This is a genomic window from Streptomyces sp. NPDC047017 (genome assembly GCF_040644175.1).
In the GTDB taxonomy this organism is placed as follows: domain Bacteria; phylum Actinomycetota; class Actinomycetes; order Streptomycetales; family Streptomycetaceae; genus Streptomyces.
Genome location: NZ_JBEYVW010000001.1, coordinates 425,596 through 449,760 on the forward strand (window position 1 = coordinate 425,596; position 24,165 = coordinate 449,760).

Sequence of the window (24,165 nt, forward strand, 5' to 3'; positions counted from 1 at the left end):
GGCCTCAGCCCTGCTGCCCCCTCGGCCCGCGCAGGGTCGGAGCCAAGGCCGCCACCCGGGACTTCACCGCCGCCCACCGGGCCACGAGCGCCCAGGACAGGCGGGCGGTCGAGCGCGGGGCGAGGACGGCCCGCAGCCGGATCCCGCGGGAGGCCGTGTCCCGCAGGCCCCGGGCGACCCGCCGGACGTCCTCGGCGAGCCCCGACACCGGAGCGGGACGCGGTGCGTAGAGGACCTGCTCCACGGCGTCGGCCACCCGGTGCACCGACGCGGCCGCCTCCGTGTCGAGACGGCCGAGCCGGATGATCCGCGCGGCCGCCTTGCGCGGCGTCAGCGACTCGTCCGGCCAGATCCCGAAGTCCCAGGCGGTGTCGGTCAGTTCCCGCCACAGGGCCAGCCGGTGCCCCGGCGCGTCCGCCGGGCCGCGCCCGTGCGCGCCGAGCCGCAGCGACCGCGTCCGGGCGCGCCACAGCAGCGGTGACAGCAGGAGCAGGACGACGACCAGGGCACCCAGCACCCACGCCGCGGCCGTGTACCACCGCGGGCCGTGGCCGCCGGCGGGCAGCGCCGCCTGCGCCGAGGGGCTCGGGCACTCCTGCAGCCGCTTGAGCTGCGGCGGGCACCCGGCGCTCGACGAGGGCGCGGTGCTCGGCGCCGTGCTCGCCCGCCCGGTCGGCGGTGCCTGGTCCGGCACCGTCACCTTGGTCGAGGAGTCCGTCTCGGTGTACTGCGGCACCGTGCCCCGCGACGGGGTCGGCTCGAAGCGGGTCCAGCCGACGCCCTCGAAGTACAGCTCCGGCCAGGCGTGCGCGTCCTTCAGGCCCACCTCCACCGAGCCGTCGCTGCGCGCCGCACCGGACGCGAAGCCCACCGCCACCCGCGCGGGGATGCCGAGTGTGCGCGCCATCGCGGCCATCGCGAAGGAGAAGTGGATGCAGAAGCCCTGCTTGTCCTTGAGGAACCGGGAGATCGCCTGCGGCCCGGTGCCCGCGTCGACCTGGGTGTCGTACTGGAAGCCACCGTCGAAGGCGAACCAGTCCTGGAGCTTGACCGCCTGCTCGTAGTGGTTGGCCGTCCCCTCGGTGACCCGGCGGGCCGTCTCGGCCACATCCGCCGGCAGCGACTTGGGGACCTTGGTGTACTCCTGCCGGAGGGCCGGCGGCGGCTGGGCCGCGGAGGCGAGCTGCTCGGCCGTCGGCTGCACGTCCAGGCTTTTGACCTGGTACGTCAGTCCGCGGGTGTTCTGTCCGTGGTCGCCGACCAGGGTCATGCCCACCGGCTCGTAGCGCCAGCTTCCGTCGATCCGGACACCGCTGGGCGGATACGGCATCGGCAGCCAGTCCTGGGCGTACCAGTCCGCGGTGGAGATCGTCGTGGTGATCTCCGTGCGCCGGACGCCGCTGTCGAGCCCGGCCGGGGCGGGGAAGGGGTCAGGGACGCCGACGATGTGCCGCTGGGAGGGCTTCCAGGTGGTGCCGTCGAAGTCGTCCAGGGACACGATCCGCAGATACAGCGACTCGGCGTTCGGGGAGTCGGTGCGCAGGGTCATCACCCTGCGGTCCTGGTCGACGTTGAGGCTGTCGCGCAGCGACACCAGCGGGTTCACCGCGGAGATCGTGCCGCCGCCCCCGATGCCCGGGCCCACGCCGGCCCCGGCGGAGTCCAGCAGGCCGCCCCGCATCCCCGGCAGGGCGAGCGGCACCACCAGGGCGACACCCAGCGCGACCGCGCCGATCCGGCGCCCGGTGCGCACCGGCGCCACCGTGCCGCCCGGCTCGGCGCCCCCGGCGCGCGACGCCCCGCTGAACACCCGGCCCCACTGGGAGAGCCGGTCGCGGCCCTCGACCAGCAGCAGCATCAGGTATCCGGCGGCCGCCAGGAGGAACCACAGCCAGCCGGAGCCGCCGTCGGACAGGCCCGCGGCCACCGAGTACAGCGCGAGCAGCGGCAGCCCCGCGGGACCCGCGCTGCGCAGGGTCACCGCCAGGGTGTCCACGATCAGCCCGATCACCAGGACACCGCCGACCAGCATCAGCCGGATGCCGGGGGTCAGCGGCGCGGGGATCGCGTACCGTCCCACGTCGTCCGCGCCCTGCTGGAGCAGCGCGGTCAGATGCCGGAACGCGTCCGGGCCGGGGACCACCCCGGCGACGGCCCGGCCGCGGGCGAAGACCAGGGTGAGCAGCAGCAGCGCGGCCAGCGCCTGCGCGGCCACGGTCAGCGGCCGGGCCAGCGGCACCCGCCGGGCCGCCGCACCGACGCCCGACTGCACCGCGAGCAGCACCGCCGCCTGCACGAGCCACGTCGCGGACTCCACCAGCGGCAGCAGCGCGCAGGCCGCCATCAGCGTGGCCGCCGCGGCGCACAGCGTCATCCGGGTCCGCCCGCTCATGACCGCCCCTCTCCCCAGGCCGCCGCCCCGCTCACCGCGCCCGGGCCCGCCGCGCCGAAGCCCGCGCCGCCGGCCGCGCCGACCCGGATGCGCTCCTGGTCGGCCTGCCGCCACACCTCGCCCAGCGCGGCGCCCCGCTCCACGCTCACCGCGGTCCAGCCCGCGTCCTGGAGCATCCGCAGCCGCTCGGCGGCGGGACCGGAGGTGCCAGGCCCGCCGGCCGGCTCGCCCGTCCACGCGTCCCCGCTCAGCAGGAAGGCGACCGCGCCCCCGCTGCGCTGCCGCATCCTGGCCGCCACCGCGGCCTGGGTGTCGTCGAGATCGCCGAGGAAGGCCACCAGCAGTCCCTCGTTGCCGCCGCGCAGCACGTCGTACGCGCGGGACAGGCCCGCCCCGTCGGAGTGGTCGATCACCGCGAGGGTGTCCATCATCAGCCCGGCCGCGTCCGCGGACTCCGGGCCGGAGCCGGCGAACCCGTCGGCGCCCTCAGCGGGCACCGAAGTGCCGGTGTCGGTCAGCAGCCGCACCGAGAAGCCCCGCTCCAGCATGTGCACCAGCACGGAGGCCGCCCCCGACACGGCCCACTCGAAGGCCGAGTCGGGGCCCGCGCCCCGGTAGGCGACGCCCCGGGTGTCCAGCAGCACCGTGCAGCGGGCGCGCTGCGGCTGCTCCTCGCGGCGCACCATCAGCTCGCCGTGGCGCGCGGTGGAGCGCCAGTGCACACGGCGCAGGTCGTCGCCGTAGCGGTACCCGCGCGGGATCACGTCGTCCTCGCCGGCCAGCGCCACCGAACGCTGCCGCCCGTCGCCGTACCCCCTGGCCTCGCCGCCCAGCCGCACCGGCGGCAGCGGCTCCACGCGCGGGACGACGGTCAGCGTGTCGTACGTCGAGAAGGAACGGGTCAGCTCGCACATCCCGAACGGGTCGGTCAGGCGCAGTTGCAGCGGCCCCAGCGGATAGCGGCCGCGCAGGTCGGAGCGGACCCGGTAGGACACCTCGCGCCGGCCGCCCGGCTCGACCCGGTCGAGCACGAAGCGGGGCCGGGGCCCGAGCACGTAGGGCACCCGGTCCTGGAGCATCAGCAGGCCCGTGGGCAGCCGGGAGACGTTGTCCATCCGCAGGTGCACGCGGGCCTCGGCGGCGGCGGGCACCCGCGCGGGGGAGAGCCGGCGGCTGCCGGTGACCCGGTACCGGGTGCGGTAGAGCACGGCCGCGCACAGCAGCGGCAGCACGGCAAGCAGCAGGCCGACCCGCAGCAGCTCGCCCTGCCCGAGGACGTACGCGCACACGGCCGCCGCGATCCCGGCGGCCAGGAAGGAGCGGCCGCGGGTGGTCAGACCGGCCAGCGCGGTGCGGACGCCGCCCCGGCCGCCCTGCTCGTCCTCCGCGCGCGTGGTCCCCGCGTCCGCCATCACGGCCTCCGCGGCTGCGGCCGGCCGAACTCCGGCACGGTTCGGCCCAGGCCGAGACCGCCGCCCGCCTGGGCCGCCGCGGGCACCGGGGTGTGCCGCACGATCTCCTCGACGACCTGCTCGGCCGTACGCCGGTTCAGCTGGGCCTGGGCGGTGGGCAGCAGCCGGTGGGCGAGCACCGCAACGGCGAGCGCCTGCACGTCGTCCGGCAGCGCGTACTCCCGCCCGCTCAGGGCGGCGGACGCCTTCGCCGCGCGCAGCAGGTGCAGCGTCGCGCGCGGAGAGGCGCCGAGCCTGAGATCGGGGTGGGCGCGGGTGGCGGCGACCAGGTCCACCGCGTAGCGCTGCACCGCCTTGGCGACGTGCACGCCGCGCACCGCCTCGACGAGCTTCACGATGTCGTGCGCGTGCGCCACCGGCTGCAGGTCGTCCAGGGGGCTGACCGCGCCGTGCACGTCCAGCATCTCCAGCTCGGCCTCCGGGCTGGGATAGCCGATGGAGACCCGGGCCATGAAACGGTCGCGCTGCGCCTCGGGCAGCGGATAGGTGCCCTCCATCTCGATGGGGTTCTGCGTGGCCACCACCATGAACGGGCTGGGCAGTTCATAGGTCTGCCCGTCGATGGTGACCTGGCGCTCCTCCAGGGACTCAAGGAGCGCCGACTGCGTCTTGGGCGAGGCGCGGTTGATCTCGTCGCCGATCACGATCTGCGCGAAGATGGCACCCGGCTTGAACTCGAAGTCCCGGCGCTGCTGGTCCCAGATGGACACCCCGGTGATGTCGGAGGGCAGCAGGTCGGGCGTGAACTGGATGCGCCGCACCGAGCAGTCGATGGACCGCGCCAGCGCCTTGGCGAGCATGGTCTTGCCCACCCCGGGGACGTCCTCGATCAGGAGGTGCCCCTCGGCGAGCAGTACGGTCAGCGAGAGCCGTACGACCTCGGGCTTGCCCTCGATCACTCCCTCCACCGAACTGCGGATCCGCTCCACGGTGGCGGTCAGGTCTGTGAGGCTCGCTCGATCGTCATAGGTCGTCACCCGGCCCTCCTCGGCCCTTCCCCGCGCCCGTCGCCGAGCGGGGGATTCCCCAACTTTCCGGGCCGACGCCCCGCTGCGCGGACCGGGCCCACCCCGAACGGACACCGCGCGGACCGGATCCGCGCGACGCCACACCCCGCATTCTTCCTGCCGTTACCGATTCGTGTCACTCGCCTGTGGACAACTGGCCACGACATGTCGGGTCTTATGACTTTTCGCTGGGGATGTCCCGCCGTCCGCCGCCGGGACGGCCCCGGGACTCACGCCGGGTCGATCTCCCGCAGCCGGCCCGTCCGGACGTCGAACACGAAACCGCGCACGTCGTCGGTGTGCGGCAGGAACGGCGAGGTGCGCACGCGCTGCATCGACTGCCGCACGTCCTGGTCCGCGTCCTTGAACGCCTCCACGGCCCAGGAGGGACGCTGCCCGACCTCCATCTCCAGGTCGTGCCGGAAGTCCTCGGTGATGGTCTGCATGCCGCAGTTGGTGTGGTGGATGAGCACCACCCGCCGGGTGCCGAGCGCCCGCTGGCTGATGGCGAGCGAGCGGATGACGTCGTCGGTGACCACGCCGCCGGCGTTGCGCAGCGTGTGGCAGTCGCCGAGCCGCAGGCCGAGCGCGGCGTGCAGGTCGAGCCGGGCGTCCATGCAGGCCACCACCGCCACCTGGAGCACCGGACGGGCGTCCATCCCCGGGTCGGTGAACGCGTCGGCGTACGTCTCGTTCGCCGCGACCAGGCGGCCGATGACGGAGCCGTCCGTCGCGGCGCCCGCGGATATCGCGCCCTCGGGGCCGGTGGGAACTGATGCGGAAGTCGTCATAGTCATGACGTTACTGGCCGCCGCCGCCGCGGTCGCGTCGTGAGACGGGACAAAGAACCCGCCGCGGCACCGTGTGAGCGACTCCACACACAGGGCGACGGGCATCCGTACGGGTGAATTCGCGCGAGGGGCCGTGTCCCGGCACTCGGCCGGGCGACGCGCAGGCCGGTTGATTGACCGGGCGACACGGTGGACTAAAGTGACGCGAAGCGGGAGGCGTGGCGCTCCCTGCTGGACTGCATTTCCCGGAGACCCGGGCCACCCCCGAACCGGTCTCCCCACGTGCGCGGCGCGTACGTACGGCTCGGCCTCCTCCCGCTCCCGGCCGGCCGACGCTTCCGGCGCCGGCAGGGCCTCCTCGTCCGTGAGCGGTCGGGGACCCGGCGGTGCGTGCGGGGCGCGCCGGATCTGAGAGGGCCCCTTGAGCAACAGCCGACACGTCCCCGTGATGCTCCAGCGGTGCCTGGACCTCCTGGCACCCGCCCTGGAGCGGCCGGGAGCGGTGGTCGTCGACTGCACCCTCGGCCTCGGCGGGCACAGCGAGGCGCTGCTCACCCGCTTCCCCGAGGCCCGTCTCGTCGCCCTCGACCGCGACAAGGAGGCGCTGCGCCTGTCCGGCGAGCGCCTGGCCCGCTTCGGCGACCGGGCCACCCTGGTGCACGCCGTCTACGACGAACTGCCCGCCGTGCTGCACCGGCTGGGCATCCCGCGCGTGCGGGGCGTCCTGTTCGACCTCGGGGTGTCCTCCATGCAGCTCGACGAGGCCGGCCGCGGCTTCGCCTACGCCCAGGACGCGCCCCTGGACATGCGCATGGACCAGACCACCGGCGCCGGCGCCGCCGAGGTCCTCAACACCTACCCCCCCGGTGAACTGGTCCGCATCCTGCGGGCCTACGGCGAGGAGAAGCAGGCCAAGCGGATCGTGGCCGCCATCGTCCGCGAGCGCGAGAAGGAGCCGTTCGACCGCAGCGCCCGCCTGGTGGAGCTGATCCGCGACGCGCTCCCGCAGGCCGCCAAGCGCACCGGCGGCAACCCGGCCAAGCGCACCTTCCAGGCGTTGCGCATCGAGGTCAACGGCGAACTCACCGTCCTGGAACGGTCGATCCCCGCGGCGGTCAAGGCGCTCGACGTCGGCGGCCGGATCGCCGTACTGTCGTACCACTCGCTCGAAGACCGCCTGGTCAAGCAGGTGTTCGCGGCCGGCGCCGCCACGACCGCGCCCCCCGGGCTCCCGGTCGTCCCCGAGCGCTACCAGCCCCGGCTCAAGCTGCTCACGCGCGGTGCCGAACTTCCCACCGAGGAAGAGATCGCCGAGAACCGGCGGGCGGCACCGGCCCGGCTGCGCGGGGCCGAGCGCATCAGGGAGGACGTCGAGTGAGCCAGGGGGACCAGTGAGCAGGACACCCGAGCTGAAGGGCCGTGCCGCCCGGCTGGCGCGGCTCCTCCCGGGCAGGGGGCGCCAGGCCGCCCGCGCCCCGTTCGTCCTCCTCGTCGTGCTGCTCCTGGGCGGCGGCCTCATCGGGCTGCTGGTGCTGAACTCCGCGCTCAGCGAAGGCGCGTTCCAGCGGGACGACCTGCAGAAGGACACCAAGAGCCTCACCGACGAGGAGCAGGCCCTCCAGCACGACATCGACGCCTACTCCGCCCCCGACGCCCTGGAACGCCGGGCCCGCCGGCTCGGCATGGTGCCCGGCGGCGACCCGGCGTTCCTGAACCCGGACGGCACGGTGAAGGGCGTCCCCTCGGCCGCCGCCGAGCAGTCCCTCTACACGGACCTCCCCGTCTCCGTACGGCCGCCGGAGTTCCTCACCTCCGCACCGTCCCCCGCGGACGGCACGGCCCCCACGGGCGTCCCGGGCACCGCGGACGGCTTCGGCACCGCGGACGGCGCCGCCCCGGCCGCCGGGAGCACCGACGTCCCCGGGGCCCCGCAGACCGCGCCCACGACGGCCCCGCAGGGCGCCGGGCAGGACGCCGCGCCCACCGGGCCGGCCGCCCTGACCGCCCCCGGGACCGCCACGACCCCGACCCCCGGCAGGTGACGGAAGTGACCGACAGGGAACCGCCGCGCCGCCGCGTGCCCGGACCCGCCAGGCCCGCCCGCCCCGGCGGCGGCGGCCGGCCGCGGCCCGGACCCGGCGCCCGCCCGGCCCGCCGCCCGAACTCCGCCTGGCGGCCCCCGCCCGTGCGCGTCCTGCGCCTGGGCAGCCCCCGCCCCCGCCTGCGCCTGGTCGCCCTCGCGCTGACCCTGGTGATGCTCGTCTTCGTGGTCCGGCTGCTCCAGGTGCAGGCCGTCGACGCGAGCGCGTACGCCGCCAAGGCCGACGAGAACCGCTACGTCGTGCACACCCTGGCCGCCGAGCGCGGCGGGATCACCGACCGCAACGGCGTCGCCCTCGCCGCCAGCGTGGACGCCGACGACATCACCGCCGACCCCTCGATGTTCACCCGCGACCAGCTGAAGATCGGCGACGGCCCCGAGCAGGCCGCCGCGCTGCTCGCCCCCATCCTCGGCCAGGACCAGGCCGCGCTGGCCAAGAAGCTCGCCACGCCGAAGACGCGGTACGTGCTGCTGGCCCGCCGCCAGACCCCGCAGGTGTGGACCCAGATCAAGGACCTGAAGGCCGCGCTCATCAAGAAGGCGCAGACCGACAAGAGCACGGTCAACGTCCTGGCCGGTGTCTTCTCCGAGCCCAGCACCAAGCGCGTCTACCCCGGCGGCGACCTCGCCGCCGCGCTCCTGGGCTGGGTCAGCGCCGACGGCAAGGGCGGCGGCGGCATCGAACAGCAGCTGGACAAGCAGCTGTCCGGCAAGCCCGGCAAGATCCGCTACGCCCAGTCCGGCGGCCGCGAGGTGCCCACCGTGGGCTCCAGCGAGACGCCCGCGGTGCCCGGCTCCGACGTGGAGCTGACCATCGACCGCGACATCCAGTGGGCCGCCCAGAACGCCATCACCGAACAGGTGCGCAAGTCCCGCGCGGACCGCGGCTACGTCATCGTCCAGGACACCCGCACCGGCCAGATCCTCGCGATGGCGAACTCCCCGGGCTTCGACCCCAACGACCTGTCCCACGCCGATCCGGCGGCGCTCGGCAACGCCGCGGTGCAGGACGCCTACGAACCCGGCTCCACCGCCAAGCTGATGTCGATGGCCGCCGTCCTGGAGCAGCACGCCGCCACCCCGCTCACCCACGTCGTCGTGCCCAACCGGCTGCACCGCGGCGACCGCCTCTTCCAGGACGACGTCGACCACGACACGTGGTACCTCACGCTCAACGGCGTGCTCGCCAAGTCCAGCAACATCGGCACCATCCTGGCCACCGGCCAGCTCGGCAAGACCCAGCCCGAGGCCAATCAGGTCCTCTACTCCTACCTGCGCAAGTTCGGCATCGGCTCCTACACCGGCATCGGCTTCCCCGGCGAGACCAAGGGCATCCTGGCGCCCGCCGGCAAGTGGTCCACTTCGCAGCAGTACACGATCCCCTTCGGCCAGGGCTTCTCCATCAACGCCTTGCAGGCGGCGTCCATCTACTCGACCATCGCCAACGGCGGGGTCCGGATCCAGCCGTCGTTGGTGCGCGGCACCAAGGGCTCCGACGGCCACTTCACCCCCGCGCCCGCACCGGACAAGCGCCGCGTCGTCAGCGCGCAGACCGCGAAGGAACTGGCCCAGATGCTGGAGTCCGTCGTCGACGACGAGCAGGGCACCGGTCTGAAGGCGCGTATCCCCGGATACCGCGTCGCGGGCAAGACCGGCACCGCCAACCGCGTGGATCCGGCCACCGGCAGATACCGCGGCTACACCTCCTCCTTCGCCGGGTTCGCCCCGGCCGACAACCCCCGCGTCACCGTCTACTGCGCGATCCAGAACGCCACCGAGGGCAGCTACTACGGCGGCCAGATCTGCGGCCCGATCTACAAGCAGGTCATGGAGTTCGCCCTCAAGACGCTCCAGGTGCCGCCCACCGGGGCGCAGGCCGCGAACCTGCCCGTCGACTTCAAGCCCTGACCCCCCGTGCGCGCCGCGCCCACCTCCCCGACCGGCGCGGCGGCCCCCGCCGGGACCCGTACCGCCCGCACAGAACCACCAGGAACCAGCCCGTGACAACGATCACCCCCGCCCCCGGGAACCGTCCCCCCTCCCCGCCCTCGCTTCGCCCGCAGGCGGGTACGCCCGGTACGCTCACCGCCGTGCCACACGCTGATCAGTCCCAAACCACCCAGAAGGGCGCTTCCGTGACCTACCCGGGACCGCCGCGACCGGTTCAGACCTCCGCCACCTCCCTGACGGAGCTGGCCGATCAGCTGGGTGCCGCGCGGCCGGACAGCACCGCCGAGGTCACGGGCATCACCCACGACTCGCGCGCCGTGCGCCCCGGCGACCTGTACGCCGCCCTGCCCGGAGCCCGCGCGCACGGCGCGGACTTCGTCACCCAGGCGGCGAGCCTGGGCGCGGCCGCCGTCCTCACCGACCCGGCCGGTGCCGACCGGGCGGCCGCGACCGGCCTGCCGGTCCTGGTGGTCGAGGACCCGCGCGCGCGGATGGGTGAACTGGCCGCCACCCTCTACGGCCGGCCCGGCCGCGATCTGCTCCAGATCGGCATCACCGGTACCTCCGGCAAGACCACCACCGCCTATCTCGTCGAGGGCGGCCTGCGCACGGCCAAGGCCACCGGCCTGGTCGGCACGGTGGAGACCCGGATCGGCGAGGAGCGCATCAAGTCCGAGCGCACCACCCCCGAGGCCACCGACCTGCAGGCCCTGTTCGCGGTGATGCGCGAACGCGGCGTCGAGGCGGTCGCCATGGAGGTCTCCAGCCACGCCCTGGTGCTCGGCCGGGTCGACGGCTGCGTCTTCGACGTCGCCGTCTTCACCAACCTCAGCCCGGAGCACATGGAGTTCCACTCCGGCATGGAGGACTACTTCCAGGCCAAGGCGCAGCTGTTCACCCCGCGCCGCAGCCGGCTCGGCGTCGTCAACCACGACGACGAGTACGGCCGCCGGCTCGCCGCCGAGGCCACCGTGCCGGTGATCACCTTCTCCGCCGAGGGCCACCCCGACGCCGACTGGCGCGCCGAGGACGTCCAGGTCGGTCCGATGGACTCCACCTTCACCGTGGTCGCCCCCGACGGGCGGCGGATCGCCGCCCGCTCGCCGCTGGCGGGCCCCTTCAACGTGGCCAACACCCTGGCCGCCGTCGTGGCCCTGGCCGCGGCCGGCCTCGACCCGCAGGCCGCCGCCGACGGCGTCGCCGCCGTACCCGGCGTGCCCGGCCGCCTGGAGCGCGTCGACGCCGGGCAGCCCTACCTCGCGGTCGTCGACTACGCGCACAAGACCGACGCCGTCGAGTCGGTGCTCCGGGCCCTGCGCAAGGTCACCAAGGGGCAGCTGCACGTGGTGCTCGGCTGCGGCGGCGACCGTGACACGACCAAGCGCGCCCCGATGGGCGCCGCCGCGGCCCGGCTCGCCGACACCGCGGTGCTCACCTCCGACAACCCGCGCTCGGAGGACCCGCTCGCGATCCTCGCCGCGATGCTCCAGGGCGCCGCCGCGGTGCCCGCGCACGAGCGCGGCGAGGTGCTCCTGTTCGAGGACCGGGCCGCGGCGATCGCCGCCGCGGTCGGCCGCGCCCGGCCCGGCGACACCGTGCTGGTCGCGGGCAAGGGCCACGAGCAGGGCCAGGACATCGCCGGGGTGGTCCGACCCTTCGACGACCGCCAGGTGCTCCGCGAAGCAATCCAGAACACCCAGGGATGAAAATCCAGAAGACCCAGGGGATGAACTTGTGATCGCCCTCTCCCTCGCCGAGATCGCAGCAGTCGTCGGCGGGCAGACGCACGACATACCGGATCCGTCCGTCCAGGTCACCGGACCCGTCGTCCGGGATTCCCGGGAGGCGGTGCCCGGCAGCCTCTTCGTGGCCTTCGCCGGCGAGCGCGTGGACGGCCACGACTTCGCCGCCGCCGTCGTCGAGGCGGGCGCCGCCGCCGTGCTGGCGTCCCGTCCCGTCGGCGTGCCCGCGATCGTGGTCGAGGACGTCCAGGCCGCACTCGGCGCCCTCGCCCGCCACGTCGTGGCCCGGCTCGGCGCGACCCTCGTCGCCCTGACCGGTTCCGCGGGCAAGACCAGCACCAAGGACCTGATCGCCCAGGTGCTGGGGAGCAAGGCGCCGACCGTGTTCACGCCCGGCTCGCTCAACAACGAGATCGGCCTGCCGCTGACCGCCCTGTCCGCCACCGCGGAGACGAGGTTCCTGGTCCTGGAGATGGGCGCCCGCGGCATCGGCCACATCCGCTACCTGACCGAGCTGACCCCGCCCAGGGTCGGTCTCGTCCTCAACGTCGGCAGCGCCCACATCGGCGAGTTCGGCGGCCGGGAGCAGATCGCCCAGGCCAAGGGCGAACTCGTGGAGAGCCTGCCGCCGGCCGAGGACGGCGGCATCGCGATCCTCAACGCGGACGACCCGCTGGTCCGGGCCATGGCCTCCCGTACGAAGGCGAAAGTGACGCTCTTCGGAGAGTCCGGCGAAGCGGACGTACGCGCCGAGAACGTGAGACTCACGGACACCGGACAGCCCTCGTTCCGGCTTCACACACCCTCCGGTGCATCCGATGTGACCATGCGCCTGTACGGTGAGCACCACGTGTCGAACGCGCTCGCCGCGGCCGCCGTCGCTCATGAGCTGGGCATGTCCGCAACCGAGATCGCCACCGCGCTCTCCGGGGCGGGCTCCCTCTCCCGCTGGCGGATGGAGGTCACCGAGCGCCCGGACGGCGTGACCGTCGTCAACGACGCCTACAACGCCAACCCGGAGTCCATGCGGGCCGCCCTGCGCGCGCTCGTGGCGATGGGCCGGGGGCGGCGGACCTGGGCGGTGCTCGGCAAGATGGCCGAGCTGGGGGACGAGGCGCTCGCCGAGCACGACGCGGTCGGACGGCTCGCCGTCCGGCTCAACGTCAGCAAGCTCGTCGCGGTCGGGGGCAGGGAAGCGTCCTGGCTGCAACTGGGCGCATATAACGAGGGTTCGTGGGGTGAGGAGTCGGTGCACGTGTCCGACGCACAGGCGGCGATCGACCTGTTGCGCAGCGAGTTGCGCCCGGGGGACGTCGTACTCGTGAAGGCGTCCCGTTCGGTCGGTCTGGAGGGCGTCGCCCAGGCGCTCCTGGAGACCGGTACCGAGGGTGAGGTCGCCGCCCGATGATGAACCAGATCCTGTTCGCGGGTGTCATCGGCCTCTTCCTGACCCTGGTCGGCACCCCGCTGCTGATCAAGCTCCTGGCCCGCAAGGGCTACGGCCAGTACATCCGCGACGACGGACCGCGCGAGCACGCCAGCAAGCGCGGTACGCCGACCATGGGCGGCATCGCGTTCATCCTGGCGACGGTCGCCGCCTACTTCCTGTCCAAGGTGATCACCGGCAAGCCCCCGACGTACTCGGGCCTGCTGGTGCTCGGCCTCATGGTCGGCATGGGCATGGTCGGCTTCCTCGACGACTACATCAAGATCGTCAAGCGCCGTTCGCTGGGTCTGCGCGCCAAGGCGAAGATGGCCGGCCAGCTCATCGTCGGCATCGGCTTCGCGGTGCTGTCGCTGATGTTCTCGGACAACCGCGGCAACACCCCGGCCTCCACCAAGCTGTCGTTCATCACCGACTTCGGCTGGACCATCGGCCCGGTGCTGTTCGTGGTCTGGGCGCTGTTCATGATCCTGGCGATGTCGAACGGCGTGAACCTCACCGACGGCCTGGACGGCCTGGCCACCGGCGCCTCCGTGCTGGTCTTCGGCGCCTACACGTTCATCGGTGTCTGGCAGTTCCAGGAGTCCTGCGCCAACGCGCAGACCCTCACCAACCCGGGCGCCTGCTACGAGGTACGCGATCCGCTCGACCTCGCGGTGGTCTCCTCCGCGCTGATGGGCGCCTGCCTCGGCTTCCTGTGGTGGAACACCTCGCCCGCCAAGATCTTCATGGGCGACACCGGCTCCCTCGCGCTCGGCGGCGTCCTCGCGGGCCTGGCCATCTGCTCGCGCACCGAGCTGCTGCTCGCGCTGCTCGGCGGTCTGTTCGTGCTCATCACCATGTCGGTGGTCATCCAGGTCGGCTCCTTCCGGCTCACCGGCAAGCGGGTCTTCCGGATGGCGCCACTCCAGCACCACTTCGAACTCAAGGGCTGGTCCGAAGTGCTCGTCGTGGTCCGTTTCTGGATCATCCAAGGCATCTGTGTCATCGTCGGACTGGGCCTCTTCTACGCGGGATGGGCAGCGGACAAATGACCGACTGGCAGGGGAAGCACGTCACCGTCGCCGGACTCGGTGTCTCCGGGATCCCGGCGGCCAGGGTCCTGCACGGCCTGGGCGCCCAGGTCACCGTCGTCAACGACGGCGACGACGAGCGGTCCCGGGCGCAGGCGGCCGACCTGGAGGCCCTGGGCGTCACCGTGCGCCTGGGCGACGGGGACACCCTGCCCGACGGCACCGAACTGATCGTCACCACGCCCGGCTGGCGGCCGGACAAGCCGCTGTTCGCCGCCGCCGAGCGGGCCGGCGTGCCGGTCTGGGGCGACGTGGAACTCGCCTGGCGGCTGCGCGGCCCGGACGCCGCGCCCTGGCTCGCGGTCACCGGCACCAACGGCAAGACCACCACCGTGCGGATGCTCGCCGCCATCCTGGAGGCGGCGGGCCTGCGCACGGCGGCCGTCGGCAACATTGGCGTCTCCCTGCTGGACGTGGTCCTCGGCGAGCAGGAGTACGACGTGCTGGCCGTCGAGCTCTCCAGCTACCAGCTGCACTGGTCGCCCTCCGTGCGGGCGCACTCGGCCACCGTCCTGAACCTCGCCCCGGACCACCTGGACTGGCACGGCTCCATGGAGGCGTACGCCGCCGACAAGGGCCGTATCTACGAGGGCAACCGCGTCGCCTGCGTCTACAACGCGGCCGACAAGGCCACCGAGGACCTGGTGCGCGAGGCGGACGTCGAAGAGGGCTGCCGCGCCGTCGGGTTCACGCTCGGCACGCCCGGACCGTCCCAACTCGGCGTCGTGGACGGCATCCTGGTCGACCGCGCCTTCGTGGAGATGCGGCACAAGAACGCCCAGGAGCTGGCCGAGGTCTCCGACGTGGACCCGCCCGCCCCGCACAACATCGCCAACGCCCTCGCCGCGGCGGCCCTCGCCCGCGCCTTCGGCGTGCCGGCCACGGCCGTCCGGGACGGCCTGCGGTCCTTCACCCCCGACGCGCACCGCATCGCGCACGTGGCCGACGTGGACGGCGTCGCCTACGTCGACGACTCCAAGGCCACCAACACCCACGCAGCCGAAGCCTCGTTGGCGTCATATGAAAAGATCGTATGGATTGCGGGCGGCCTGGCGAAGGGCGCGGTCTTCGACGAACTGGTCGCGGGGGCGGCCCGCCGGCTGCGCGGTGTCGTCCTCATGGGCGCCGACCGCGCGCTCATCCGCGACGCCCTGACGCGACACGCCCCCGAAGTCCCCGTCGTCGACCTCGACCGGACCGACACTGGGGCGATGCTCCAGGCTGTCCAGGAGGCGCGGCGGCTCGCCCAGCCCGGCGACACGGTGCTGCTGGCCCCGGCCTGCGCCTCCATGGACATGTTCACCAACTACAACCAGCGCGGTGACGTGTTCGCGGAGGCCGTTCGCGAACTCGGCGCCCGCTGATCCCGGCCGCCCCCGCTGCCGGGCGACCCTGGGAGGGACGCGTGGGACCCGCGAGCCGAACCAGATCCGTGCGGCCGACGAACGGGGGAGGCCCGGATGCCCGGTAGCCCCGGCAGCCGCGCCGGCCGTCCGCCCGTACAGCGGGCCACGGCACGGCCCGCCGCCGCCCGCACCTCGCGCGACAACCCCGTCCGCACCCTCGTCACCCGCGCCCGCAAGGCGTGGGACCGCCCGCTCACGGCGTACTACCTGATCCTCGGCGGCAGCTCGCTGATCACCGTGCTCGGCCTGGTGATGGTCTACTCGGCCTCCCAGGTCACCGCGTTGCAGATGGCGCTGCCCGGGTCGTACTTCTTCCGCAAGCAGCTGCTCGCCGCGGTGATCGGCGCCGGGCTGCTGTTCGCCGCCGCCCGGATGCCGGTGAAGCTGCACCGGGCGCTGGCCTACCCGATGCTGGCGGGCGCGGTGTTCCTGATGGCCCTGGTGCAGGTGCCGGGGATAGGGATGTCGGTCAACGGCAACCAGAACTGGATCTCGCTCGGCGGCTCCTTCCAGATCCAGCCCAGCGAGATCGGCAAGCTGGCCCTGGTGCTCTGGGCCTCCGACCTGATCGCGCGCAAGCAGGAGAGGCGGCTGCTCACGCAGTGGAAGCACATGCTGGTGCCGCTGGTCCCGGTCGCCTTCATGCTGCTCGGCCTGATCATGCTCGGCGGTGACATGGGCACCGCGATCATCCTGACCGCCATCCTCTTCGGCCTGCTCTGGCTGGCGGGCGCGCCCACCCGGCTCTTCGTCGGCGTCCTCTCGGTCGCCGCCCTGATCGGCCTGGTCCTCATCAAGACCAGCCCCAACCGCCTGGGCCGGTTCGCCTGTGTCGGCTCCACCGACGCCACCAAGTGCTGGCAGGCGGTGCACGGCATCTACGCCCTCGCCTCGGGCGGATTCTTCGGTTCCGGCCTCGGCGCGAGTGTGGAAAAATGGGGTCAACTCCCCGAAGCCCACACCGACTTCATCTTCGCCGTCACCGGTGAGGAACTGGGCCTGGCGGGGACGCTGTCGGTGCTCGCCCTGTTCGCGGCTCTAGGCTATGCGGGCATCCGCGTGGCCGGACGCACGGAGGACCCCTTCGTGAGGTACGCCGCGGGAGGCGTGACGACCTGGATCATCGCGCAAGCGGTGATCAACATCGGTGCGGTGCTCGGCCTGCTGCCGATCGCCGGTGTCCCGCTCCCGCTGTTCTCCTACGGAGGGTCCGCCCTGCTGCCGACCATGTTCGCCATCGGGCTGCTGATCGCCTTCGCGCGTGACGAGCCCGCTGCGCGGGCGGCGCTTGCCATGCGGCAGCCCCGCTTCGGCAGGAAGCGGGCGCAGGGCTCCGCGGCCGGCCGCAAGACCGGCCGCAGGCCCGACCGGAGACCCGGGCGGATCCCCGGCCGGAACACCGGCGGGAATCCGGGCGGTGCCTCCGGACGGGCATCGGGCCAGAGATCCGGGCAAGGAGCGGGTCAGGGGTCCGGTCAGGGGCCCCGGAGATGGAACACGATGCGACGGCGTGCCTCGGCGGCGCGGCCGTCCGGAGAGCGGTGAATTTCGGTGCATGTCGTACTCGCCGGCGGAGGTACCGCGGGCCACATCGAGCCCGCGCTCGCCCTCGCGGACGCCCTGCGCAGGCAGGACCCGACCGTGGGCATCACGGCCCTGGGCACGGAGCGCGGTCTGGAGACCCGGCTCGTCCCGGAGCGCGGTTACGAGCTGGCGCTGATCCCGGCGGTACCGCTGCCGCGCAAGCCCACCCCCGAGCTGATCACCGTGCCGGGCCGGCTGCGCGGCACCATCAAGGCCGCCGAGCAGATCCTGGAGCGCACCAAGGCGGACGCGGTGGTCGGTTTCGGCGGCTATGTCGCGCTGCCCGCCTACCTGGCCGCCAAGCGGCTCGGTGTGCCCATCGTGATCCACGAGGCCAACGCCCGCCCCGGCCTGGCCAACAAGATCGGCTCACGCTACGCCGCCCAGGTCGCCGTCTCCACCCCGGACAACAAGCTGCGCGGCGCCCGCTACATCGGCATCCCGCTGCGCCGCGCCATCGCCACCCTCGACCGGGCGGCCGTACGCCCCGAGGCGCGCGCGCTGTTCGGCCTGGACCCCAACCTGCCCACGCTGCTGGTCTCCGGCGGCTCGCAGGGCGCCCGCCGGCTCAACGAGGTGGTCCAGCAGGTCGCGCCCTGGCTCCAGCAGGCCGGCATCCAGATCCTGCACGCGGTCGGCCCGAAGAACGAACTGCCGCGTGTCCAGCAGATGCCGGGAATGCCCCCCTACATCCCGGTAAGTTATGTGGACCGGATGGATCTCGCCTACGCCGCGGCCGACATGATGCTCTGCCGGGCCGGCGCGATGACCGTCGCCGAACTCTCCGCCGTCGGGCTCCCGGCCGCCTACGTCCCGCTGCCCATCGGCAACGGCGAACAGCGGCTGAACGCCCAGCCGGTGGTCAAGGCCGGCGGCGGACTGCTGGTCGACGACGCGGACCTGACCCCGGAGTGGGTGCAGCAGAACGTCCTGCCCGTACTGGCCGATCCGCACCGGCTGTACCAGATGTCCCGGGCCGCCGGTGAGTTCGGCCGCCGGGACGCCGACGACCTGCTCGTCGGCATGGTGTACGAGGCCATCGCCTCGCGCCGTTAGGACCATATGAACGAAGGGGCTTGGAAGCGTGGCCGGACCGACGACCGCCCGACGCGGTGAACGCCAGCAGAAGTCGTCCGGCCCGCCCCTGGTCCGCCGCTTGCGGCGGCGGCCCCTGCGGACGATCGCCGTCCTGGCGCCGGCCGTCGCCCTCCTGGGCGGCGGCACCCTCTGGGTCCTGTACGGCTCCTCGTGGACGCGGGTCGAGCACGTCACCGTCTCCGGCACCCGGGAGTTGACGCCCGGACAGGTGCGCTCGGCCGCCGCGGTCCCGGTGGGGGACCCGCTGATGTCGGTGGACACCGGCGCGGTCGCGGCGCGGCTGCGCCGTCGGCTGCCCCGGATCGACTCGGTGGACGTGGAGCGTTCCTGGCCGCACGGAATCCAGCTCACAGTGGTCGAGCGCACCGCGGTCATGGTGGAGGAAAAGGGCGGAAAGTTCCGCGAAGTGGACGCGCACGGTGTCCGGTTCGCCACAGTTTCCCAGGCGCCCAAAGGCGTGCCCGTCCTGGAATTGTCCCTTTCCCGCTCCGCCTCGGCCGCCGCGAGCCTGCGCCGTTTCGACGAGGACCGGCTCGTGCGCGAGGCGGTCACGGTCGCGGGCCGGCTGCCGGTCGCGGTCTCCCGGCAGACCCGCGCCATCAAGGTCCGTACTTATGACGACATCTCGCTGGAGCTGACCGGCGGCCGCACCGTGGCCTGGGGCAGCGGCGAGAGCGGCCCCGACAAGGCCCGCGCGCTCACCGCGCTGATGAAAGCCGCGCCCGGCGCACGGCACTTCGACGTCAGCGTCCCCACCGCCCCCGCGTCAGCCGGGAGTTGACGCACATCAGCGCAGGCCAGCACCCTGGTTGGGCACCGCTATGCCTGATCACATAGGGTGAAAAGAAAAACGGGAGGTTCGGCGTGTTCGTTGAACGGGCGCCACTTGTCGACTTAGTGTCCTGTTCAGAAGACTTCAAGGAACAGGCACACTGGTAACCCTAAACTTCAGGGTTAGGGTTCGGGTCGGCGTTACGGACCGTCCCATTCGGCATCAGCCGTCGCCGCGCGGGCATCCGCGAAGCGACGGCAACGTAATTCGAGGCGAGAGGCCTTCGACGTGGCAGCACCGCAGAACTACCTCGCAGTCATCAAGGTCATCGGTGTCGGCGGCGGTGGTGTCAATGCCATCAACCGGATGATCGAAGTCGGTCTCAAGGGCGTCGAGTTCATCGCCATCAACACCGACGCGCAGGCGCTGTTGATGAGCGACGCCGACGTCAAGCTGGACGTCGGCCGTGAACTGACCCGCGGACTGGGCGCCGGAGCCAACCCGGCCGTCGGCCGCAAGGCCGCCGAGGACCACCGCGAGGAGATCGAAGAGGTCCTCAAGGGGGCCGACATGGTCTTCGTGACGGCCGGTGAAGGCGGCGGCACCGGCACCGGCGGCGCGCCCGTCGTGGCCAACATCGCGCGCTCCCTCGGCGCCCTGACCATCGGCGTGGTCACGCGCCCGTTCACCTTCGAGGGACGGCGCCGCGCCAACCAGGCCGAGGACGGCATCGCCGAACTCCGCGAAGAGGTCGACACCCTCATCGTCATCCCCAACGACCGGCTGCTGTCCATCTCGGATCGCCAGGTCAGCGTGCTCGACGCGTTCAAGTCCGCGGACCAGGTGCTGCTGTCCGGTGTGCAGGGCATCACCGACCTGATCACCACCCCGGGCCTGATCAACCTCGACTTCGCCGACGTCAAGTCGGTCATGTCCGAGGCCGGTTCCGCCCTGATGGGCATCGGCTCGGCCCGCGGCGACGACCGCGCGGTGGCCGCCGCCGAGATGGCGATCTCCTCGCCGCTCCTGGAGGCGTCCATCGACGGCGCCCGCGGTGTCCTGCTGTCCATCTCCGGCGGCTCGGACCTCGGCCTGTTCGAGATCAACGAGGCCGCCCAGCTGGTCAGCGAGGCCGCGCACCCCGAGGCCAACATCATCTTCGGCGCGGTCATCGACGACGCCCTCGGCGACGAGGTCCGGGTCACCGTGATCGCGGCCGGCTTCGACGGCGGCCAGCCCCCGGCCCGCCGGGACAACGTCCTCGGCTCGGCCTCCTCCTCGCCCGCGCCCCGCCGCGAGGAGCCGGGTCCGGTACGGCAGTCCGAGAGCCGTCCGACCTTCGGCTCGCTCGGCAGCGTGACGCCGAAGGAGGAGCCGGAGCCGGTCGCCCCGGAGCCGGTGAACGACGTCCCGGCCGCCCCGCCGGTCCCGCCGGCGCCGCGGACCTACACCGACAGCGCGGCCGAGGAACTGGACGTACCGGACTTCCTGAAGTGATAGGACCGCGCGACACCGTGAACGGCGCGCACTTCGCCTTCACCGACCGGTGGGGCGGGGTGAGCGCCGTTCCGTACGAGGAGCTGAACCTCGGCGGCGCGGTCGGCGACCACCCCGACGCCGTACGGGCCAACCGGGAGCGGGCGGCGAAGTCCCTCGGACTGGACGCGGCCCGGGTGGTCTGGATGAACCAGGTGCACGGCGCCGACGTGGCGGTGGTGGACGGACCGTGGGACCCCGCGGCCGGTGTCCCCTCCGTCGACGCGCTCGTCACCGACCGCCCGGGGTTCGCCCTCGCGGTGCTCACCGCCGACTGCGTCCCGGTGCTGCTGGCCGACCCGGTCGCCCGGGTCGCCGCCGCGGCCCACGCGGGACGCCCCGGCATGGTGGCCGGCGTCGTCCCCGCCACGGTCCGGGCCATGGTCGGACTCGGCGCCGAGCCGGCCCGGATCACCGCCCGCACCGGACCCGCCGTGTGCGGCCGGTGCTACGAGGTGCCGGAGGCGATGCGCGCCGAGGTCGCCTCGGCCGAGCCGGCGGCGTACGCCGAGACGAGTTGGGGCACGCCGGCGCTCGACGTGAGCGCCGGGGTGCACGCCCAGCTGGAGCGCGCCGGGGTGCGCGACCGGGAGCGGTCGCCGGTGTGCACGCGCGAGTCGCGCGACCACTTCTCCTACCGCCGCGACCGCACCACCGGTCGGCTGGCGGGCTATGTCTGGCTGGACTGATGGGGCATGACGGAACGTAAGGACGAACTCGCCGCCAACCTGGCGAGAGTCGAGGAGCGCATCGCCGCCGCGTGCGCCGCCGCGGGGCGCCCGCGCGAGGACGTGACCCTGATCGTGGTCACCAAGACCTACCCGGCGGCCGATGTGCGGACCCTGTCCGGCCTCGGGGTGCGCCAGGTCGCCGAGAACCGCGACCAGGACGCGGCCCCCAAGGCCGCCGAGTGCGCGGACCTCCCGCTCAGCTGGCATTTCGTCGGTCAGCTCCAGACCAACAAGGTGCGGTCCGTGGTCGGTTACGCGGATGTCGTGCAGTCCGTGGACCGTTCCCGGCTGGTCACGGCGCTCTCCAAGGAGGCCGTGCGCGCAGGGCGCGAGCTGGGCTGCCTGATCCAGGTCGCCCTGGACGCGGAGGCCGGCGACCGGGGCGAGCGCGGCGGGGTGGCGCCGGACGGGATCGAGGAGTTGGCCGGTCTCGTGGCCCGCTCGCCCGGGCTGCGGCTGGACGGACTGATGACCGTCGCGCCGCTGACCGGCCCGTATGCCGGTCGTCAACAGGCGGCCTTCGAACGGCTCATGGATTTGTCGACCCGCCTGCGCGGGAACCATCCGGCTGCCACCATGGTCTCGGCAGGGATGAGCGCGGACCTGGAGCAGGCCGTGGCCGCCGGAGCGACACATGTGCGCGTCGGCACTGCGGTACTCGGAGTCCGCCCCAGGCTCGGGTAACGTCGCCAAGAAGTCGGACCACAGCAGAAAATATGGTCAATACCGCCGAAGAAGGCGCAACGACCTCGTGGATCGCGGGGACTTGGCGGTCGTCAGCCGATCCACCACAGAGCGGAGGACTCAGAGCATGGCCGGCGCGATGCGCAAGATGGCGGTCTACCTCGGCCTCGTGGAGGACGATGGGTACGACGGCCGGGGTTTCGACCCCGACGACGACTTCGAACCCGAACTTGACCCGGAGCCCGAGCGGGACCGCCGACGGCACGAACCGTCGCACCCGCCGCACGGAACACACCAGCAGCAAAGGGACGAACCGGTACGCGTGGTGCAGCCTCCGGCGCCACGCGAACCTGTGTCCCATTCCGCTTCGCTCCCGGCGGAATCCCCACGTCCGGCGCGTATCGCGCCCGTGGCATCCATCACACAAGAACGCGCGAGCCTGGAGAAGAACGCACCGGTGATCATGCCCAAGGTCGTGTCGGAACGTGAGCCGTACCGGATCACCACACTTCACCCCCGGACCTACAACGAGGCCCGTACCATCGGGGAACACTTCCGTGAGGGCACCCCGGTGATCATGAATCTGACGGAGATGGACGACACGGACGCGAAGCGACTTGTCGACTTTGCCGCCGGTCTGGTCTTCGGCCTGCACGGGAGCATCGAGCGGGTGACGCAGAAGGTGTTTCTGTTGTCGCCTGCTAACGTCGATGTCACGGCGGAGGACAAGGCCCGCATCGCAGAGGGCGGGTTCTTCAACCAGAGCTGAGACGCACCACCGGAATACAGGCACGGAGCAGGGGAGAGGGAAGCACCGATCATGGGCGTGGCCATGGAGGTTCTCTACATCGCGCTGATGGTGTTCCTCATCGTGCTGATCTTCCGATTGGTCATGGATTATGTGTTCCAGTTCGCCCGCTCGTGGCAACCCGGCAAGGCGATGGTGGTCGTTCTGGAGGCCACCTACACTGTCACCGATCCACCGCTGAAGCTTCTGCGGCGGTTCATCCCGCCGCTGCGTCTCGGGGGCGTGGCGCTCGACCTGTCCTTCTTCGTACTGATGATCATCGTCTACATCCTGATCTACATCGTGGGAAGCCTCGCGACATGAGAGTGGACGATACGGTCTTGCCGACTGCCGATGACTACGTTGAGGTGAAGAGATGCCGTTGACCCCCGAGGACGTGCGGAACAAGCAGTTCACGACCGTCCGCCTCCGAGAAGGCTATGACGAGGACGAGGTCGATGCCTTCCTCGACGAGGTCGAGGCCGAACTGACCCGCCTCCTCCGCGAGAACGAGGACCTGCGCGCCAAGCTGGCCGCGGCCACCCGCGCCGCCGCGCAGAACCAGCAGAACATGCGCAAGCCCCCGGAGCAGCAGGACCAGCAGCACCCGCAGCAGGGTGGCATGCCGCAGCAGGGCGGAATGCCCCAGCAGGGCGGGATGCCCCAGGGCGGGATGCCGCAGCAGGGCATGCGAGGTCCCGGCGCTCCGGTGCCCGCCGGCATATCGGGCCCGCCGCAGCAGCAGATGGGTGGCCCCATGGGTGGCCCGCCCCAGCTGCCGAGCGGTGCCCCGCAGCTGCCCGCCGGCCCCGGCGGACAGGGCCCGCAGGGCCCCGGCCCGATGGGTCAGGGTCCCGGCCCGATGGGCCAGGGCCCGGGACCGATGGGCCAGGGCCCCGGTCCGATGCAGGGCCAGATGGGTCCGGGCCCGATGGGCGGCCCCGGTCCCATGGGCGGTCCCGGCCCGATGGGCCAGGGTCCCGGTGGCGACAGCGCCGCGCGCGTCCTGTCGCTGGCTCAGCAGACCGCCGACCAGGCGATCGCCGAGGCCCGTTCCGAGGCCAACAAGATCGTCGGCGAGGCCCGTTCGCGTGCCGAGGGGCTGGAGCGGGACGCCCGCGCCAAGGCCGACGCGCTGGAGCGGGACGCGCAGGAGAAGCACCGCGTCGCGATGGGCTCGCTGGAGTCCGCCCGCGCCACGCTGGAGCGCAAGGTCGAGGACCTGCGCGGCTTCGAGCGCGAGTACCGTACGCGACTGAAGTCGTATCTGGAGTCGCAGCTGCGTCAGCTGGAGACCCAGGCCGACGACTCGCTGGCCCCGCCGCGCACCCCGGCGGCCGCGTCGCTGCCGCCGTCCCCGGCGCCTTCCATGGCTCCGGCCGGCGCGGGTGCCCCGTCCTACGGCGGCAACCAGGGGATGGGCGCGCCCGGCCCGGCCGGTCCGTCCTACGGCAGCCAGCAGCAGATGTCCCCGGCGATGACCCAGCCGATGGCGCCGGTGCGTCCGCAGGGTCCGTCCCCGATGGGTCAGGCACCGTCCCCGATGCGGGGCTTCCTGATCGACGAGGACGACAACTGAGGAGGCCCTGAAGGGT

The 24,165-nt window shown here is 72.7% G+C and carries 20 protein-coding genes; 16 read left to right on the top strand and 4 right to left on the bottom strand.

The features are described 5' to 3' along the window. Positions 1-4: 4 nt before the first annotated feature. The 4 genes from ABZ858_RS02090 to ABZ858_RS02105 form a co-directional block, all read right to left on the bottom strand. The gene (locus tag ABZ858_RS02090; RefSeq protein ID WP_361371216.1) at positions 5-2,392 is read right to left on the bottom strand and encodes a DUF3488 and transglutaminase-like domain-containing protein; all 2,388 of its coding nucleotides are present in this window, start codon (positions 2,390-2,392) and stop codon (positions 5-7) included. Beyond that, positions 2,389-3,804, bottom strand: a complete 1,416-nt coding sequence (locus ABZ858_RS02095; protein ID WP_361371219.1) for a DUF58 domain-containing protein — start codon at positions 3,802-3,804, stop codon at positions 2,389-2,391. The genes ABZ858_RS02090 and ABZ858_RS02095 overlap by 4 nt, the downstream gene beginning before the upstream one ends. Continuing rightward, positions 3,804-4,841: a MoxR family ATPase gene (locus tag ABZ858_RS02100; protein WP_361371222.1), complete on the bottom strand. Its 1,038-nt coding sequence runs from the start codon at positions 4,839-4,841 to the stop codon at positions 3,804-3,806. The genes ABZ858_RS02095 and ABZ858_RS02100 overlap by 1 nt, the downstream gene beginning before the upstream one ends. Before the next feature lie 260 nt (positions 4,842-5,101). Beyond that, on the bottom strand, positions 5,102-5,662 hold the full coding sequence (locus ABZ858_RS02105; RefSeq protein WP_361371225.1) for a carbonic anhydrase: 561 nt from the start codon (positions 5,660-5,662) through the stop codon (positions 5,102-5,104). A 421-nt stretch (positions 5,663-6,083) separates the two neighbouring features. Here ABZ858_RS02105 and rsmH point away from each other — a divergent pair, with 421 nt between their 5' ends. The 16 genes from rsmH to ABZ858_RS02185 all read left to right on the top strand — a co-directional run bounded on the left by rsmH (position 6,084) and on the right by ABZ858_RS02185 (position 24,149). Further along, positions 6,084-7,040: a 16S rRNA (cytosine(1402)-N(4))-methyltransferase RsmH gene (gene rsmH, locus ABZ858_RS02110; protein WP_361371228.1), complete on the top strand. Its 957-nt coding sequence runs from the start codon at positions 6,084-6,086 to the stop codon at positions 7,038-7,040. Between the two features lie 13 nt (positions 7,041-7,053). After that, positions 7,054-7,704 carry a septum formation initiator family protein gene (locus ABZ858_RS02115; protein WP_361371231.1) on the top strand — a complete coding sequence of 217 codons (651 nt, stop codon included), beginning with the start codon at positions 7,054-7,056 and terminating at the stop codon, positions 7,702-7,704. Positions 7,705-7,709: 5 nt separating this feature from the next. Then, positions 7,710-9,671 (top strand): penicillin-binding protein 2, encoded by a 1,962-nt coding sequence (locus ABZ858_RS02120; protein ID WP_361371234.1) that lies wholly within the window; start codon positions 7,710-7,712, stop codon positions 9,669-9,671. 227 nt (positions 9,672-9,898) lie between these two features. Beyond that, positions 9,899-11,419 carry a UDP-N-acetylmuramoyl-L-alanyl-D-glutamate--2,6-diaminopimelate ligase gene (locus ABZ858_RS02125; RefSeq protein WP_361371237.1) on the top strand — a complete coding sequence of 507 codons (1,521 nt, stop codon included), beginning with the start codon at positions 9,899-9,901 and terminating at the stop codon, positions 11,417-11,419. A 28-nt stretch (positions 11,420-11,447) separates the two neighbouring features. Next, positions 11,448-12,863, top strand: a complete 1,416-nt coding sequence (gene murF, locus ABZ858_RS02130; protein WP_361371240.1) for a UDP-N-acetylmuramoyl-tripeptide--D-alanyl-D-alanine ligase — start codon at positions 11,448-11,450, stop codon at positions 12,861-12,863. After that, positions 12,860-13,933 carry a phospho-N-acetylmuramoyl-pentapeptide-transferase gene (mraY, locus tag ABZ858_RS02135; protein WP_361371243.1) on the top strand — a complete coding sequence of 358 codons (1,074 nt, stop codon included), beginning with the start codon at positions 12,860-12,862 and terminating at the stop codon, positions 13,931-13,933. Before murF ends, mraY begins: the two co-directional genes overlap by 4 nt. Next, positions 13,915-15,336 carry a UDP-N-acetylmuramoyl-L-alanine--D-glutamate ligase gene (murD, locus tag ABZ858_RS02140; RefSeq protein ID WP_361371246.1) on the top strand — a complete coding sequence of 474 codons (1,422 nt, stop codon included), beginning with the start codon at positions 13,915-13,917 and terminating at the stop codon, positions 15,334-15,336. Before mraY ends, murD begins: the two co-directional genes overlap by 19 nt. 96 nt (positions 15,337-15,432) lie before the next feature. After that, positions 15,433-16,923 carry a putative lipid II flippase FtsW gene (gene ftsW / locus ABZ858_RS02145; RefSeq protein WP_361371249.1) on the top strand — a complete coding sequence of 497 codons (1,491 nt, stop codon included), beginning with the start codon at positions 15,433-15,435 and terminating at the stop codon, positions 16,921-16,923. A 6-nt stretch (positions 16,924-16,929) separates the two neighbouring features. Further along, complete coding sequence (gene murG / locus ABZ858_RS02150; protein WP_361371252.1) at positions 16,930-18,018, top strand: undecaprenyldiphospho-muramoylpentapeptide beta-N-acetylglucosaminyltransferase; 1,089 nt, start codon at positions 16,930-16,932, stop codon at positions 18,016-18,018. Between the two features lie 28 nt (positions 18,019-18,046). Further along, positions 18,047-18,841: an FtsQ-type POTRA domain-containing protein gene (locus ABZ858_RS02155; RefSeq protein WP_361371255.1), complete on the top strand. Its 795-nt coding sequence runs from the start codon at positions 18,047-18,049 to the stop codon at positions 18,839-18,841. 279 nt (positions 18,842-19,120) lie between these two features. Then, the gene (gene ftsZ, locus ABZ858_RS02160) at positions 19,121-20,329 is read left to right on the top strand and encodes a cell division protein FtsZ (protein ID WP_361371258.1); all 1,209 of its coding nucleotides are present in this window, start codon (positions 19,121-19,123) and stop codon (positions 20,327-20,329) included. After that, a complete protein-coding gene (pgeF, locus tag ABZ858_RS02165) occupies positions 20,326-21,057 on the top strand; it encodes a peptidoglycan editing factor PgeF (protein ID WP_361371261.1) in 732 nt (243 codons plus the stop codon). The genes ftsZ and pgeF overlap by 4 nt, the downstream gene beginning before the upstream one ends. Positions 21,058-21,063: 6 nt before the next feature. Further along, positions 21,064-21,783: a YggS family pyridoxal phosphate-dependent enzyme gene (locus ABZ858_RS02170; RefSeq protein ID WP_361371264.1), complete on the top strand. Its 720-nt coding sequence runs from the start codon at positions 21,064-21,066 to the stop codon at positions 21,781-21,783. A 127-nt stretch (positions 21,784-21,910) separates the two neighbouring features. Next, positions 21,911-22,552, top strand: coding sequence for a cell division protein SepF (sepF, locus tag ABZ858_RS02175; RefSeq protein WP_361371267.1), 642 nt, complete (start codon positions 21,911-21,913; stop codon positions 22,550-22,552). A gap of 51 nt (positions 22,553-22,603) precedes the next feature. Beyond that, positions 22,604-22,894: a YggT family protein gene (locus tag ABZ858_RS02180; RefSeq protein ID WP_018567482.1), complete on the top strand. Its 291-nt coding sequence runs from the start codon at positions 22,604-22,606 to the stop codon at positions 22,892-22,894. Between the two features lie 52 nt (positions 22,895-22,946). Further along, positions 22,947-24,149: a DivIVA domain-containing protein gene (locus ABZ858_RS02185; RefSeq protein WP_361371271.1), complete on the top strand. Its 1,203-nt coding sequence runs from the start codon at positions 22,947-22,949 to the stop codon at positions 24,147-24,149. The last annotated feature ends 16 nt before the right edge of the window (positions 24,150-24,165 follow it).